Raw genomic sequence first — 15,835 nt, 5'->3', positions numbered from 1 at the left:
GCCCTCGGCCAGTCCGGCAGAACAGGGGGCGGTGCAGCGGAAGTCCGGGAGGCTTCTGCCGCACCGCCCCGCCGCACCGCCCCGCTGCATCACAGAGAGACGATGGGATGACCGAAACCGCAGCCTGGATCCGACCGCTGACGGAAGACCTGCCGTCCGGTGCGACGCGGAGGGCCGTACAAGGCTCCCGTTGCCGCACCGTTCAGGGCATGTTCGCCGAATGGGCGGCCGCACTCGGCTTCCCGGAGTACTTCCGTGGCAACTGGGACGCCTTCCACGACTGCCTGCGGGACGTGGTGCCGAGGGCCGGCACGACCGGCGCGTCCGGGCCGGCGACCGTCGTCGTCCGGGAGGCCGGTGCCCTCCTGGCCGACGAACCGGCAGCCCTGGGCGTCCTCATGGGCGTCCTCGCCGGCCACGCGGACGGCGCCGGTGCCGATGGTGAGCCGGCCCTACTCCTGCTCGTCGACGATGCGCCGGAGCAACTGTCCGACCTGGGGCGGCGCCTGGCGGCGGTCGGATTGGTGACCGAACTCCTGGCGCCGGACGCGTAGTTCAGCCGCGTTCAGCCGCGCAGCTTGTAGCCGAAGCCGCGGACCGTCTCGATCCGCTCCCGGCCGACCTTGGTGCGCAGGCGCATCACCTGGACGTCCACCACGTGGGTGTCGCCCGCCCAGGCGATGTCCCAGACCCGCTCCAGCAGGACCTCCCGGGTGAGCACCCGGCCGGGGGACGCGACGAATTCGCGCCACAACTTCAGTTCGGTGGTGGTGAGGTGGACGCGCTGCTCGTCGCGGTACACCTCCAGGGACGCGGGGCAGTACACGACGTCGCCGAACCGGAGCGTGCCGGGGCCTGGCCCCTGGTGGCCCGGTTCCGCGAGGGCGGTCGGGGCGTCCGCCCCGGGCTCGGTGCTGCCGTCGGTGCCGGCGGTGGTCAGGGCGAAGCCGACCGCCTGGCAGGGGGTGCTGTGCGCGCCGCCTTCGGCGAAGGCCTTCGCGTACGGGGCCTCGCCCAGCGCATCGATCAGGGCCCGCTCGCACCGCGCGTGCTGTTCGGCCAGCTGCGGTCCGAAGGCCGCGATCGAGCTGCCGGCGTCGCGCCACCGGGCATCCGCCGCCCCGAGCAGCCGGGCAGCCCGCTCGGGGGTGCCGCCGGCGGCAGCGGCCCAGGCGAGCAGCTCCAGCATCCTGGCGAGCATCGCGTGGTCGTGGAAACCCCGCATGTTCTCCAGCGCGGCCCTGACCAGGGCCTCGGTCCGCTCCCGGTCGCCGCGGTCCCAGGCGTGGTGGCCGAGGGCCATCTGCACCTGGGCCCGCCCCCACCGCTCACCGCTCGCCTCGGCGGCGGTGATGACCCGACCCCCGGTCTCCGCTGCCCGGGGGTCGTCGGCGTACGCCTGGACACCCGCCAGCGCGAGCAGCCAGGAGGCGGCCTCGCGCTCGTCGCCCAGTGCCGTCGCGGTGGTCCGGGCCCGCTCGTACCGGCAGATGCTCTCGTCCGGCCGCCCCCGGTAGTGGGCCGAGACCCCGCGCAGGCCGCTCGCCTGGTTCCGGACCCACGGGTCGTCCAAGGACGCGCCCAGCGCGTCGGCTTCGTCCAGCCAGCGGTCGGCCGTCGCCAGGTCGCCCTGGGTCTGCGCCACCCAGACGGCGGAGAGGAGCGCGCGGGCCCGCTCGTGGCTGGGCTCGGCGGAGGTGGCGAGCGCCCGCTCGAACTGGCGGCGCCCCTCGCTGAGGAAGCCGCCGGTGCACCAGTGCCAGCACAGGGCGGCGACCAGGGCGAACCGGGGCCGCGGATCGCCGTCGTGGTCGAGGGCGGCGAGCAGATTGGTGTGCTCGGCGCGCAGCCTGGCCAGCTTCTCGGCCTGGCCCGGCCCGTACCACGTCCGGTCGACGTCGCGGGCGAGGGCGAGGAAGAAGTCGCGGTGCCGGCAGCGCAGTTCGTCCTGCTCGCCGGACTCCGCGAGCCGCTCGCGGCCGTACTCCCGGATGGTCGACAGCAGCCGGTAGCGCGGCAGGCCGTCGCGCTCGTAGGTCAGGACGACGGACTGGGCGACCAGCCGGTCGAGGAGGTCCAGCACCTCGGCCTCGGCGATGCCGTCGCCGGAGCAGACGACCTCGGCGGCCTCCAGGCTGAACCCTCCGGCGAAGACGGTCAGCCGGTCCCACAGCAGCCGCTCGGCCGGGGTGCACAGCTCGTGGCTCCAGTCGATCACTCCGCGCAGCGTGCGGTGGTGGGCCGGGCCCGTCCTGCTGCCGCCGGTGAGCAGCGCGAAGCGGTTCTCCAACCGGTCCGTCAGCTGTCCGACGGTGAGCGTGCGCAGGCGGGACGCGGCCAGTTCGATCGCCAGTGGCAGCCCGTCCAGGTCCGCGCACAGGCGGGCGAGCCCGGGGCGGTCGGCCTCGTCGGCGCGGAAGTCCGGTCGGACGGCGGTGGCGCGGTCCCGCAGGAGTTCCACGGCCTCGTCCTCCGGGAGCGGTGTGAGCGCGAACACCTGCTCGCCCCGGACGTCCAGGGTGTGCCGGCTGGTGGCGAGGATGCGCAGTTCGGGAGCGGCGGCCAGGAGTGTGGTGGCCAGCTCGGCGCAGGAGTCGATGAGGTGCTCGCAGTTGTCGAGCACCAGCAGGGCCCGCCGTTCGGCCAGGTAGCCGGCGAGCCGGTCCAGTGCGGGCAGGGCGCCGAGGTCGGGTACCCGCAGCGCGCTCGACGCCACGGCCGCCACGGCGGAGGGACCGCTCACCGGGGCGAGGTCCACCAGCCAGACCCCGTCCGGGAAGGCCGTACGGACCGTGGCGGACACCTCCAGTGCCAGCCGCGTCTTGCCCACACCGCCCATGCCCGTGAGCGTGACCAACCGCCGGGTGTCCAGCAGACGGCGGATCTCGTCGAATTCCCGATGCCTGCCCACGAAGCCGGTGAAGGGGGCGGGCAGGTTTCCCTGCTCAGCAGCGATCACCCTGGTCTGCCTCTCTCCTGCGCGGATCCGGAACTCTCTCCCGTGCGGATCCGGAACCAGTCTGCACCGGGGCCCGTCCTGCCACGTTCCCGCCGCGTTACGGACACGTGGCAGGGCGGGCGCGGTGTGGGACACCGCGCCCGCCCTCTCGCCCCGGCCCGGGTCAGGAACCGGCCCGGCGCTTGTTGTAGACGTCGAAGCCCACCGCTGCGAGCAGCACCAGGCCCTTGATCACCTGCTGGTAGTCGGTGCCGACACCGACCAGCGACATGCCGTTGTTCAGCACGCCGAGCACCAGGCCGCCGATGATCGCGCCCATCACGGTGCCCACGCCGCCGCTGGCGGAGGCGCCGCCGATGAAGGCGGCGGCGATCGCCTCCAGCTCGAAGTTGATGCCGGCCTGCGGGGTGCCGGCGTTGAGCCGCGCGGCGAAGACCAGCCCGGCGAGCGCCGCGAGGACGCCCATGTTGGTGAAGGCGAGGAAGACGACCCGCTTGCTCTTCACCCCGGACAGCTTGGCCGCGGCCTCGTTGCCGCCGATGGCGTAGGTGTGCCGCCCGATGATCGAGTTGCGCATCAGGTAGCCGAAACCGACCAGCAGGGCGCCGAGGATCAGCAGGACGATCGGCGCACCGTGGTAGCTGGCCAGCAGCAGGGTGAACACGAGCACGGCCGCCGTGATCACGGCGAGTTTGGCCAGGAACAGCCCGAGCGGAAGCACCTCCAGCCCGTACGAGGCGGTCTGGCGGCGGCCGCGCACCTCCTGGAGGACGGCGACGGCCAGTACCGCGAGGCCCAGCAGCAGGGTGAGGTTGTGGTAGTTGGTGTGTGGGCCGACCTCGGGGAGGAAGCCGCTGCTGATGCTCTGGAAGCCCTTGGGGAACGGCGCGACCGACTGACCCTGCAGCAGGATCTGGGTGCCGCCGCGGAACAGCAGCATGCCCGCCAGGGTGACGATGAAGGACGGGATGCCGAGGTAGGCGATCCAGAAGCCCTGCCAGGCGCCGGCGAGGGCGCCGACCACCAGCGCGGCCAGCATGGCCACCGGCCACGGCAGGTGGTGCTTGACCATCATCACCGCGGCCGCGGCCCCGACGAAGGCGGCCAGCGAACCGACCGAGAGGTCGATGTGCCCGGCGATGATGACGATCATCATCCCGATCGCCAGGATGAGGATGTAGCCGTTCTGCTGGATCAGGTTGGTGATGTTGAGCGGCTGGAGCAGGATGCCGTCCGTCCAGACCTGGAACAGCAGCACGATCAGCGCGAGAGCGACCAGCATGCCGTACTGGCGCACGTTGCCGCGCAGCGCGCGGGCCAGCACGCCGCCGAGGGAGGGGCCGGGACCGGCCTGCGGTGCCTTCGGGGACGAATCCGGGATGATCTCGGTCGGGGCCATGCCTCACACCTGCTCGTTGCTGGATGCGGCGCTCATGGTCATGAGCCGCATGAGGGATTCCTGGGTGGCGTCGGCCCGGGCCACCTCACCGGTGATCCGGCCTTCGGCCATGGTGTAGATCCGGTCGCACAGGCCCAGGAGTTCGGGGAGTTCGGACGAGATGACGAGCACGGCCTTGCCCTCGGCGGCCAGCTCGGCGATGACGGTGTAGATCTCCGCCTTCGCACCGATGTCGATGCCCCGGGTGGGCTCGTCGAGGATGAGGACCTCCGGCTCGGCGAAGATCCACTTGCTGAGGACGACCTTCTGCTGATTGCCGCCGCTGAGCGTGCCGGTCCGGGTGAACACCGTCGGGGCCTTGATGTTCATGGTGCGCCGGAACGATTCGGCGACCTTCGCCTCCTCGTGCCGGTCGACCCGGCCGTTCCTGGAGACTTTGCCGAGCGCGCTCAGCGAGATGTTCCGGCTGATGTCGTCGATGAGGTTGAGGCCGAAGTGCTTGCGGTCCTCGGTGACGTACGCGATGCCGTGCGCGATCGCCTCGGGCACCGTCCGGGTACGGATCTCCCGGCCGTGCAGCCGTACCCGGCCGGCGGCCCACCGCCCGTACGAGCGGCCGAAGACGCTCATCGCCAGTTCGGTGCGGCCGGCGCCCATCAGGCCGGCGATGCCGACGATCTCGCCGCGCCGCACGGTCAGCGAGGCGCCGTCCACCACCATCCGCTGCTGGTCGATCGGGTGCCGGACGCTCCAGTCCTCGACCTCGAAGGCGACCTCTCCGATGTCGGGGGTCCGCTCGGGGTAGCGGTGCTCCAGGTCGCGGCCGACCATGCCGCGGATGATCCGGTCCTCGGAGATGTCCCCGGGGCCGATCCCGATGGTCTCGATGGTCCGCCCGTCGCGCAGGATGGTCACGGCGTCCGCGACCCGGGCGATCTCGTTCAGCTTGTGCGAGATGATGATGCAGGAGATGCCCTGGGCCTTGAGTTCGAGGATCAGGTCGAGCAGCTTGCGGCTGTCCTCGTCGTTCAGCGCGGCGGTCGGCTCGTCCAGGATGAGCAGCTTGACCTTCTTGGCCAGGGCCTTGGCGATCTCGACCAGCTGCTGCTTGCCCACACCGAGGTCGGCGACCCTGGTGTGCGGGCTCTCGTCCAGGCCGACCTGCCGCAGCAGGTCGGCGGCGTGGGTGAGCGTCCGGTGCCAGCTGATGATGCCTCGGGTGGCGTGCTCGTTGCCCAGGAAGACGTTCTCGGCGATGGACAGGTACGGCACCAGGGCCAGTTCCTGGTGGATGATGACGATGCCGCGCTGCTCGCTGGCCCGGATGTCCTTGAACCGGCAGGGCTCGCCCTCGAAGAGGATCTCGCCCTCGTAGTCGCCGTGCGGGTAGACGCCGCTGAGCACCTTCATCAGGGTGGACTTGCCGGCGCCGTTCTCGCCGCAGACGGCGTGCACCTCGCCCGCGGCGACGGCCAGGTTGACCTCGGAGAGTGCCTTGACGCCGGGGAACGACTTGCTGATCGACCGCATTTCGAGAACGGGTCCAGCCATGGTTGTGCTTCCGTATCGTTCGGGGGCGGTGCGGTGGCCACGGGTTCTCCGGCCCCGCACCGCCGGTCGGGAGCCGGGCCCGCCGGGCGGGCCCGCCGGACTACTTCAGCTGGTCGGCGGTGTACTGGCCGCTGTCCACCAGGACCTGCCGGTAGTTGTCCTTGTCGACGCTCACCGGCTGGAGCAGCTGCGCCGGGACGGTCTTGGCGCCGTTGTCGTACTGGCTGGTGTCGTTGACCTCGGGCTTCCCTCCGGTCAGCACCGCGTCGCCCATCTGGGCGGCGGCCTTGGCCAGCTGGCGGGTGTCCTTGTAGACGGTCTGGGTCTGCTCGCCCGCGATGATCGACTTCACCGAGGCCAGCTCGGCGTCCTGGCCCGTGACGACGGGCAGGGACTTGGCGGTGCCGTAGCCGACGCTCTTGAGCGAGGAGAGGATGCCGATCGAGATGCCGTCGTACGGCGAGAGCACGGCGTCGAGGTGGGCGGAGGTGTAGGCCTTGCTCAGGAGGTTGTCCATCCTGGACTGGGCGAGACCGCCGTCCCAGCGCAGCGTGGCGACCTGGTTGAAGTCGGTCTGGCCGCTCTGCACGACCAGCTTCTTCTGGTCGATGTACGGCTTGAGCACGCTCATCGCGCCGTTGAAGAAGAACGTGGCGTTGTTGTCGTCCGGCGAGCCCGCGAACAGCTCGATGTTGAACGGGCCCTTGCCGTCCTTGAGCCCGAGCTTGTCGACGATGTAGCCGCCCTGGAGGACGCCGACCTTGTAGTTGTCGAAGGTCGCGTAGTAGTCGACGTTCTTCGTGCCGCGGATCAGCCGGTCGTAGGAGATGACCGGGATGTGCGCGTCGGCGGCCTTCTGCAGCACGTTGGTGAGCGAGGAGCCGTCGATGGCGGCGATCACGAGCAGCTTGGCGCCCTTGGTGATCATGTTCTCCACCTGGGAGACCTGGTTCTCCACCACGTTGTCGCCGTACTGGAGGTCGGTCTTGTAGCCCTTGGCCTGGAACTCCTTGACCATGTTGTCGCCGTCGTTGATCCAGCGTTCCGACGACTTGGTCGGCATGGCGATGCCGACGAGACCGCCCTTGGCGTCGCCCTTGCCCGCGCCGTCACCGACGCCGTTGGCGCTCTGGCCACAGGCTGCCAGGGAGAGGGCGAGACCCGCGGCGACGAGGCCCGCTGAAAGCTTCCGCACAGTTCCTCCAGTGATGTTCCGCGACCGGCACGGCGCCGCCCGGCAGCCGGGCGGCCGGGCGCGGTCGAGCGGGAGCCGGCCGGGAGCGGTCCTCGTGCCGAGGGAAGTGGATCCGCAGGGCTCCGGCCTGGCGTGAAATGTAGTGTTAACGCTCACAACGGTGGCGTCAAGGGGCTCCGGATCACCGTTGGATCGCAGTGCCCCGTTGGCCGCTCCGTGTGAACGCCCACCGCTGGAGGGAGAGTTGTCCGGATGGCCGGGGTGTGAATTTTGAGTGAATGCTTGGTTTCGCGCGGGCCTCAAGGTGGGCCTCAAAGCGGGCCTCAAAGCGGGCCTCAAAAGAGTGCCCGCCTCCCGCCGGCGGACGGGAGGCGGGCACCCGCTCGGAGGGGCGGTCAGCCGGTGGCCAGGGAGAGGCCGTAGGCCTGGAGGATCGGGTTGACCGGCTGGAAGTAGGTGGTGCCGCCGGAGGTGCAGTTGCCGGAGCCGCCGGAGGTGACGCCCTGCGCCTGGCTGCCCGAGATGAACGAGCCGCCGGAGTCGCCGGGCTCGGCGCACACGGTGGTGCGGGTGAGCCCGGAGACGGAGCCCTCGGAGTAGTTGACGGTGGCGTTGTACTGTCGCACGGTGCCGCAGTGCCAGCCCGTGGTGGAGCCCGACCGGCAGACCGAGGAGCCGATGGGGGCGACCGCGGATCCGGAGACCGTCACCGTGCCGCCCGCGTAGTTGTTCACCTGCGGCTGGGCCGTCCAGCTCGAATCGGCCTGGACCCACGAGTAGTCGTTGCCGGGGAACGTCGAGCCCTGGAAGGTGCCGATGGAGGAGCCGTCCGGGGCGGCGGCGCTGGAGCCGGCCTGGCCGCAGTGGCCGGCGCTGACGAAGCCGGGCTGGCCGTTCGAGGTGACCGGGAAGCCGATCGAGCAACGGGCCGCGCTGTCGATGAAGTAGGCGTCGCCGCCGCGCAGGTCCGCCAGCGGCGCGGGGGAGTCGGAGGCCGGCTCCACCCGGACGAGGGCGCGGTCGACACCTGCCTCGCGGAGGAACGCCTCGGTGCGGCCGGTGTCGGTGGACTGGACGACGACGGTGTTCGCGGCGACGTCCACGTACCAGAGGGGGGATGCCTCGGGGGTGGTGCTGCCCGCGGCACGGTCGAGTGCGTCCTTCGCGCCGTCGAGTGCGGCGAGGCTGTGCCGGACGACGGTGGCGCTGCCGCCGTGGGCGGTGATCTCGCGGGCCGCGGAGGCGTCGGTGGTGGCGACGGTGAGGGTGGCGTCGGACCCGCTGACCCAGGCGCCCGCCCAGCGTTCGCCGAGCGCCTGCTGGAGCGCTTGCTGCACCGAGGCGGCGCGGGCTTCGTGGGCGAGTCGGGCGCCGGCCTCCTGGGGGGTGAGGCCGAGGTCGCGCTGGAGTGCCCGGAGCAGGGGTGCGGCGGGCGGGGCCGCACCGCCCTGAGGGGCCGCCAGGGCGGCGGCTATCGCGGTCCCGTTCGGGTGGGCGCCCGCCGGCGCCACGGTGGCGACCAGGGCGACGGCCGTCAGGGAGCACGCGGCAACGGCCGCGCGGAGTCGGAGCATTGGGGTCTCCTCGGAGTGGGGGTTGCCGGAACTCTAAGGTGCGGACGCATAAGTTCGGGACATGTCAAAAACCCCCTGCGTCGGCGTTATGGACCTGTTCGGCGGACCAGTGAAATTCGGCGGACCGGTGAATTCGACGGGCCGGTGAAGGCGGGGCCACGTCGGGTCAGGGTGCCAGGTGGGCCCTTCGTCGCAGCCATGCCGCATACGCCGGATTCAGCGCCGCGGCGTCCGCGTGCACCGCCCTGGCGTGGCCGACCACCTCGTCCGCGAGTCCCCACGTCGGCGAGTACGGCACCCAGCCGATCACCTGGCGCCAGCTCAGCTCCGGCGGATCCAGCGGAACCGTCACCACCCCGTCGGTCGGCGGGAACGTCGCCCGGCACAGGGACACGGCCCGGCCCGTCCGGACGAGGTGGAGGCACGAGGCCGCATCGGCCTCGTAGACCGGCGGGGGCAGGAAGCCCGCCCGCACGCAGGCGGCCGCGAAGCACTCCGTGAAACAGCCGCCCCCGGGCGGCAACGCCCAGCGCTCACCCGCGAGTTGCCCGAGGTCCAGTTCACGTGCCCGCGCCAGCGGATGGTCCTGGGAGAGTACGGCGAACACCGGGTCGACGGCGACCTCCCGCCACTCCAGCCGTTCGTCGCCCATCACCTTCTGGTGCCCGCAGAGTCCGGTCAGCACGAGGTCCAGCCGCCCTTCCACCGCCCGGCTCACCAAGTCCGATGTCGAGCTGGACGATTGGGTGCTCAACGCCATCTCGGGCCTGGCCGCCGCCAGGCGGTCGACCAGGGCGCCCAGGAGCGGCCCGTGGGTCGCTCCCACGCGCAGGCCGCCCGTCTCGCGCGCCGTGTTCGCGAAGCGGACGGCATCTTCCTGCAGTTGGCGCATGGCGGGCAGGAGCACCTGGCTGCGCTCCAGTACCAGGACGCCCAGTGCGGTCGGCCGCACGCCCTCTCTGCCGCGCTCGAAGAGCCGACCGCCGAGGGCGTTCTCGATGCGTTTCAGCTGGGTGGAAAGCGCCGATTGGGCGAGTCCGAGACGGTCCGCCGCCTTGGTGACGCTGCCGGCATCGCCGATGGCCCGGATCATCCTGAGATGACGAAACTCCAACTCCATGGCCGCAGAACTATACGGCAGGGAAATGGAGGGACGTGAATCCTCCGGGTGAAGATTCGGAGGGCGGGACCGAAGTCTCAATTCCGGGCCACTGGGGGATTTCAGGAACGCGGCAAGGCTCTTCCGGCCGCCGTCCGGGGGAAGACGGCTGCCATGCCTTTCCAGCCCGGGGGGAATGCGGGAATGGAACCGGCGTGACCGGAAGAGCCCCTGCGTTGTGTCCGCGAACCGATTACATCACGGGCGGGCGGGGATTAATCTCAGAGTTCGATCAGAATCACCTCAGGATTCGATCGGCGGCCGGGCCGGCAGTCGAACGGTGAACCGCGCGCCGCGTTCGGACGGCTCGATCCGCACGGTGCCGCCGTGGGCGTCGACCAAGGCCGCGACCAGACTCAGGCCGAGCCCGCTGCCGGGGGCCGCCCCGTGGGGCCCGCTCCCGTCCTCGTGGCCGGCCGGTGAGCCGTGGGCGCGGAAGAAGGGCTCGAAGACGCGGTCATGGAGGGCCGGGGGAATCCCGGGTCCGTCGTCGGCCACGTCGATGCAGGCCCAGTGCGCCTCGTGACGCAGCCTCACCGTCGTGCGAGTGCCCGGGGGTGTGTGATGGTGCACGTTGACGAGGAGGTTGCTCAGCACCTGCCGGAGGCGGTGCGGGTCTCCCTGGACCAGGTGACGCCCCTCGTCGATGACGCAGGAGACCGGCCGGTCCGGGTGGCTCACCCGGGTGTCCGCCACCAGCTCGGTACAGAGTTCGGCCAGGTCGACGGCGACGCGTTCCAGGGGCCGCCGCTCTCCCAGGGTGGAGAACAGCAGCAACTCGTCGACGAGGGCGGTCATCCGATGGGCTTCCGCCTGCACCCTCGCCATGGCCCGGCGGAGGGCCCGGTGGTCGTCCAGCCCGCCCAGGAGGCCCAGTTGGGCGTAGCCGGCGATGGTGGTGAGCGGTGCGCGCAGCTCGTGGCTGACGGTGGCCAGGAGGTCGCGCAGCTCCTCGTCGGGCCGCCTTCCCCGCCGGCCTTCGTCTCCGGACGCTTCGGGCGTCGTCGTCACCGTCACTCCGCTTGCCGGGCGTGGTCGGCGCGGAGCGCGTAACCGACGCCGCGCACCGTGCGTATGAGTGTCTGGCCGGTGTCGCCGAGCTTCCGCCGGAGGTAGTAGATGTACGTCTCCACGACGCCGGTGTCGCGTTCGAAGCCGTGGCCCCAGACGTTGGTGAGGATGTCCGCCTTGGTCACGACTTCCTCGGGGTGCTCCATGAGGTACCGCAACAGCAGGAATTCCGTGGCCGTCAGCCGGACGGGCACTCCGTGCAGCCAGACGTCGTGGCTCTTGCGGTCGATCTCGACGCCGCCCGCCTTCAGACGGCGCGGGGCGGTGTAGTCGAGTGAACGGCGCAGCAATGCGTGGAGCCGCGCGGCGACCTCGTTCAGGTCGAAGGGCTTGGTGACGTAGTCGTCACCGCCCAGCGTGAGGCCGTGGATCCTTTCGCCCACCGAGGTCCGTGCACTGAGGAACACCACGGGGGTCTGTACGTCGGATTTCCGTAGCCGGTCGCAGACTTCGAAGCCGTCCAGATCGGGCAGCAGGACGTCGAGCAGGATGATGTCGTGCATCCGCGCCAGGCCCAGCGTCAGGCATTGCTCGCCGGACGCCACGGCGTGCGGATCGAATCCGAGGAACCGCAAGCCGGTGGTGAGCATGTCCGCGGCTCCGGTGTCGTCCTCCGCGACGAGAACGCGCGGCCGGAATGTGGAAACGGTGGAATACACAGGTGCTGGCCCCAGGGTGCTGTCCGGCGCTGACGGCATCACGCTAGTTGAATGTTAACGCAAACATCCAGCCCGGGGTCCGGGGCCGGGGGCCTGGGGACGGTGCCTGGGGCCTGGGGGACGGTGCCGCTGGGGCGGGGTACCGGGCCTGCCGGCCCAGCGGGACCCGTGCGTGGTGCGAGCGCTCAGCCCGCGGGCTGGGGTGCTTCGCTCCGCGGACACGGCGAAACCCCCGCCGGGCCTGGGCCGGGGGTGCGCCGGGACGCCCGGGGAACGCCGGGGACCGTCGGCGGTCCGGGGCAGGTTCAGGAGCGCCTCGCCACGTGTCCGGCGCGCAGGCGGTCGGCCGTGATGGCCAGGCCGAGCACGCAACCGAGCACGATGTTGGTGTAGTTGGAGTTGATCTGGAGGGTGGTCAGTCCGTTGTTGATCAGCTCCAGCAGGACGGCACCGGCGACGATGCCCACGACGCGGCCCTGCCCCCCGGTCAGGCTGACCCCGCCGATGACCGCGGCGGCGATCGCCGAGAGCTCCCAGCCGACGCCGACACCGCTGGCGGAACCGACCCCCATCCGGCCCAGCACGAGCATTCCGGCGAAGGCCGACACGAGGGAGGAAGCCACGTACATCGACACCACCCGCCGGCCGCCGCGGATGCCGGCCAACCTGGCCGCCTCGGGGTTGCCGCCGACCGCGTAGACCTGCCGTCCCGCGTAGGTGCGCTCCAGGAAGAACCACACGGCGGCGGTCACCACCGCGAACAGCACCAGCGGCACCGGGATCTGGGCCAGGTAGCTCTGGCCGACGTCGCCGAAGAAAGGGGAGATGCCGACGATGGAGGTCCCGGAGGTGATCGCCAGGGTCACGCCCTGCGCCACCGTGTACGTGACCAGCGTGACGACGAACGGCGGCATCCGCAGCCGGGTGACGGCCAGGCCGTGGAGCAGCCCGACCAGTCCGGCGACGGCCAGGGTCGCCAGGACCGCCACTCCGGCGGGCAGGCCGGCCCGGACGTCGAACCAGGACATGAGGATCACGCTGGTGCCCAGCAGGGCACCCACCGACAGGTCGATTCCACCGGTCAGGATGACGAGCGATTCGCCGATCGCGATCAGTCCGTACTGGGCCAGGTCGGCGCCCATGCCCTGGAGGTTGACCGCGCTCGCGAAGGTGTCCCGGGCCAGCGCGAGCGCCGCGAACACGGCGACGCAGGCGAGGACGACTCCCACTTCGGGCGTGTCGACCAGGACGCGCAGCCGGTTCCGGGCCGGTGCGGGCGTCTCCTCGCGGGCGGGGGCGGTCTCGGTGGTCATGCGTGTCCCTCCGTGCTCGCCGACGGCTGCGGCCGACTGGTGGCCGCCGTCATGATGCGTTCCTTGCCGAACTGGTCGCGGGGCAGGTCGGCGACGATCCGTCCGTGGGCCATCACCAGGATCCGGTGGCAGATCCTGAGCAGTTCCTCCAGTTCGGACGAGGCGGCCAGGACGGCCAGACCGTCCGCCGCGGCCCGGTCGACGAGCCGGTAGATCTCGGCCTTGGCCCCCACGTCCACACCGCGGGTGGGCTCGTCGAGCAGCAGGACGTCGGGGGCGGCGTGCAGCCACCGGCCGAACACGACCTTCTGCTGGTTGCCGCCGGACAGGTCGCCGATCGGCTGCTCCTGGGTGTGCAGCCGGACTCCCAGGCCGTCGACGATCCGTTGTGAGCGTGCACGGTCGCCGCCGGGGGTGAGCACGCCGTGCCAGGAGTCGCGCCGCAACGTGGCGAGGGTGGCGTTCCAGCGCACCGGGTGCGACAACAGCAGGGACTGCTCCTTGCGGTCTTCCGGCACCAGGCCGACGCCCGCGGCGACGGCGTCGGCCGGGTGACGCGGGCGGAAGCGGCGTCCGGCCAACTCGACCTCGCCGCCCGTGCGGGGTTGCGCACCCATCAGGGTGTGCAGCAGCCGGCTGCGGCCGGAGCCCATCAGCCCGGCCACGCCGACGATCTCGCCGGCCCGAAGTTCCAGGTCGAGCGGGCCGAGACCGTCCGCGGTGAGCCCCCGTGCGGTCAGGACGGTGCGGGCCGTCGCCGGGACGGCCGGCGCGGCGGTCTCCCGGGCGAGTTCGCCGCCGACCATCTTGCGGATCATCCGCGCCTCGGTCGCTTCGGCCGGGCCGAGGTCGGCGACCAGGCTTCCGCCGCGCAGCACGAGCACGCGGTCGGCGATGTCCCGCACCTCGTCCAGACGGTGGCCGATGAACAGCACCGCGCCGCCGTCCGCGGCGTGCCGCCGCGCGAGGGCGAGGACCTTTCCGGCCTCGACCGGCCCGAGCGAGGAGGTCGGCTCGTCCAGGACCAGGACGAGCGGCCGGTTGCCCCAGGCCTTGGCGATCTCGATCATCTGCCGCAGCGGGACGGGCAGGCGCTCCACGGGCCGGTCGACGTCGACGCCCTCGACTCCGATCTCCGCCAGCAGTTCACGGGCCTCGCGCCGGGTGCCGGCGCGGTCGAACAGGGCCCCGCGCAGCGTCCCCGTACCCTGCCTGGCGCGGGTGCGTCGGCCGAGCAGGAGGTTCTCGGCCACGCTCAGCCGTCCGACCAGGGGGAACTCCTGGGCCACGAGGCTGACGCCGAGGGCCTTCGCGTGGTCGGGGCGGCCCGGCTGGAGGGGCCGGTCCGCGATCAGGACCTCCCCGGCGGTGGGGGAGACGGTGCCGGACAGCACGCCCATCAGGGTCGACTTCCCGGCGCCGTTCTCCCCGACCACGCAGGTGATCTGGCCCCTCTGGAGGTCGAGCTCGGGGATGTCCAGCACGGTGACGGGCCCGTAGCTCTTGCGCACCGCGCGCAGGGACGCGGCCGGCCCGCCGCCGGTGGAGTCGGTCGCCCTGGTCATCCGGTGATGCCGAGCTGGGACTGCTTGGCCCGGAAGGCGTCGAGGTTGCCCTGGGTGACGACGCCGACGCCGGAGCTCAGGGTGCTGCCGTCGGATTCCAGGAACGGCTTGACGACGGCCGTCGTCGCGTCCTTGCCGAGCACCTTGAGCGCGGCCAGCAGGTAGGCGCCGGTGTAGCCCTGCTGGTAGGGCGACTGGACGACGGTGGCCTGGATGACGCCCTGCTGGATGAACGTCAGGGTCTGGGCGTCGCTGTCGTCGGAGATCACCTTGACCTTGCCGGTCCGGCCCGCCGCCTGCACCGCCTGGGCGGCCGAGGGACCGTCGTAGGAGTACACGCCGTAGAGGCCGGTCACGCCGGGGTCGGTCTGGATGGCGGTCTGCGCGTTGGTCAGGGCCTTCGCCGCGTCCATGTTGTCGGCGAGCTTGTTGGCCACCTCGATGCCGGTGCCCTTCAGCGCGTCCTCGAAGCCCTGGATGCGCTCGACGGCGTTGGAGGCGGTCAGGGAGCCGACCAGCACCACCACCTTGCCCCGGCCGCCCAGTGCGGCCTTCATCGCCTCGCCGGCCCGCTTGCCGGCCTGGTAGTTCGGGGTGCCGAGGTAGAGCGCGGCGCCGTCCTCGGCGGGCAGCGGCGAGTCGATGGCGAGGACCGGGATGCCGGCCGAAGCGGCGGACTGGATCGGCGACTTGACGGCCGTCGGGTCGATCGCGGAGAGCGAGAAGGCGGAGATGTCCTGTCCGCGCAGGGTCTGGAGGATGGACAGCTGTTGGTCCAGCCGGCCGTTCGCCGGGGCCTGGAAGGTGCCCTTGGCCCCGAGGTCGGCGAGCCCCTTGGTGAAGCCGGCCTTCCCGGCGTTCCAGTAGTCCACGGCGACGTTGACCACCATGGCCAGGTCCAGCTTGGACAGGTCCTTGCCCTGGAGCGCGGCCTTGAGCGCGGCGTCGAGGCGGCCGAGGTTGTCGTCGTTGAAGGTGATGTCGCCCTGGATCGCGGGCGCGGCGCCGGAAGCGCCGGAATCGCCGGCGGCGGGGCCACCGGCGCCCTGCTTGCTGCAGCCTACGGCCAGGGCCAGGACGACGACCGCGGCGGAGGCGACGCGGGAGGCTCTGGACCACCGTCGGAAGGGTGCGCGCATGGATGGTTCCTCTCGATCTCTGCCGGCGGGTGGGAGAGCCGGTGGGAGGCGCGGCGAGTCCGCGCGGACGATCAGGTGTACCGGTGTTGGAGTGTGAGCGCTCACATCGCCCAGCGTCAACCACTGTGCAGCTGCTGACGGATGACGATCCGTCGGTTCACGCCCCGGCTGTGCCGATCGCGTTGGTCTGAATCCGTCGAAACCCTTGACGGGGCTCGGTCGGTGAGGGCACTGTCACCGGTCCAGGAACC

At 71.5% G+C, this 15,835-nt stretch carries 12 protein-coding genes; 1 reads left to right on the top strand and 11 read right to left on the bottom strand.

The genetic code is table 11. The features are described 5' to 3' along the window. Positions 1 to 107: 107 nt before the first annotated feature. Positions 108 to 554: a barstar family protein gene (locus tag ACFXDE_RS02730; protein ID WP_380490174.1), complete on the top strand. Its 447-nt coding sequence runs from the start codon at positions 108 to 110 to the stop codon at positions 552 to 554. 11 nt (positions 555 to 565) lie between these two features. Here the strand turns inward: ACFXDE_RS02730 and ACFXDE_RS02725 are convergent, their stop codons facing one another. From ACFXDE_RS02725 to ACFXDE_RS02675, 11 genes are all read right to left on the bottom strand, one after another. Continuing rightward, complete coding sequence (locus ACFXDE_RS02725) at positions 566 to 2,959, bottom strand: ATP-binding protein (RefSeq protein ID WP_380490172.1); 2,394 nt, start codon at positions 2,957 to 2,959, stop codon at positions 566 to 568. 163 nt (positions 2,960 to 3,122) lie between these two features. Beyond that, the gene (gene mmsB, locus ACFXDE_RS02720; protein WP_380490170.1) at positions 3,123 to 4,358 is read right to left on the bottom strand and encodes a multiple monosaccharide ABC transporter permease; all 1,236 of its coding nucleotides are present in this window, start codon (positions 4,356 to 4,358) and stop codon (positions 3,123 to 3,125) included. A 3-nt stretch (positions 4,359 to 4,361) separates the two neighbouring features. Next, positions 4,362 to 5,909 (bottom strand): multiple monosaccharide ABC transporter ATP-binding protein, encoded by a 1,548-nt coding sequence (gene mmsA / locus ACFXDE_RS02715; RefSeq protein ID WP_380490168.1) that lies wholly within the window; start codon positions 5,907 to 5,909, stop codon positions 4,362 to 4,364. A gap of 100 nt (positions 5,910 to 6,009) precedes the next feature. After that, positions 6,010 to 7,104 (bottom strand): multiple monosaccharide ABC transporter substrate-binding protein, encoded by a 1,095-nt coding sequence (chvE, locus tag ACFXDE_RS02710; protein WP_380490166.1) that lies wholly within the window; start codon positions 7,102 to 7,104, stop codon positions 6,010 to 6,012. Between the two features lie 395 nt (positions 7,105 to 7,499). Then, on the bottom strand, positions 7,500 to 8,678 hold the full coding sequence (locus tag ACFXDE_RS02705; RefSeq protein ID WP_380490164.1) for a S1 family peptidase: 1,179 nt from the start codon (positions 8,676 to 8,678) through the stop codon (positions 7,500 to 7,502). A gap of 166 nt (positions 8,679 to 8,844) precedes the next feature. Next, positions 8,845 to 9,798 carry a LysR family transcriptional regulator gene (locus tag ACFXDE_RS02700; protein ID WP_380490162.1) on the bottom strand — a complete coding sequence of 318 codons (954 nt, stop codon included), beginning with the start codon at positions 9,796 to 9,798 and terminating at the stop codon, positions 8,845 to 8,847. A 282-nt stretch (positions 9,799 to 10,080) separates the two neighbouring features. Further along, complete coding sequence (locus tag ACFXDE_RS02695) at positions 10,081 to 10,848, bottom strand: sensor histidine kinase (RefSeq protein WP_380490160.1); 768 nt, start codon at positions 10,846 to 10,848, stop codon at positions 10,081 to 10,083. A 2-nt stretch (positions 10,849 to 10,850) separates the two neighbouring features. Next, positions 10,851 to 11,606, bottom strand: a complete 756-nt coding sequence (locus tag ACFXDE_RS02690; RefSeq protein ID WP_380490447.1) for a response regulator transcription factor — start codon at positions 11,604 to 11,606, stop codon at positions 10,851 to 10,853. 266 nt (positions 11,607 to 11,872) lie between these two features. Then, entirely contained in the window at positions 11,873 to 12,880 is a 1,008-nt protein-coding gene (locus tag ACFXDE_RS02685) for an ABC transporter permease (protein ID WP_380490158.1), read from the bottom strand. Further along, positions 12,877 to 14,445 carry a sugar ABC transporter ATP-binding protein gene (locus tag ACFXDE_RS02680; RefSeq protein WP_380490156.1) on the bottom strand — a complete coding sequence of 523 codons (1,569 nt, stop codon included), beginning with the start codon at positions 14,443 to 14,445 and terminating at the stop codon, positions 12,877 to 12,879. Before ACFXDE_RS02680 ends, ACFXDE_RS02685 begins: the two co-directional genes overlap by 4 nt. Continuing rightward, positions 14,442 to 15,584 carry a substrate-binding domain-containing protein gene (locus ACFXDE_RS02675; RefSeq protein ID WP_380490154.1) on the bottom strand — a complete coding sequence of 381 codons (1,143 nt, stop codon included), beginning with the start codon at positions 15,582 to 15,584 and terminating at the stop codon, positions 14,442 to 14,444. The genes ACFXDE_RS02680 and ACFXDE_RS02675 overlap by 4 nt, the downstream gene beginning before the upstream one ends. Positions 15,585 to 15,835 lie beyond the last annotated feature (251 nt).

The sequence above is a fragment of the Kitasatospora sp. NPDC059408 genome, assembly GCF_042751525.1.
Classification (GTDB): Bacteria; Actinomycetota; Actinomycetes; order Streptomycetales; family Streptomycetaceae; genus Kitasatospora.
The sequence above is the reverse complement of the archived record's forward strand: the minus strand, read 5'-3'. Positions and strand labels throughout refer to the sequence as shown.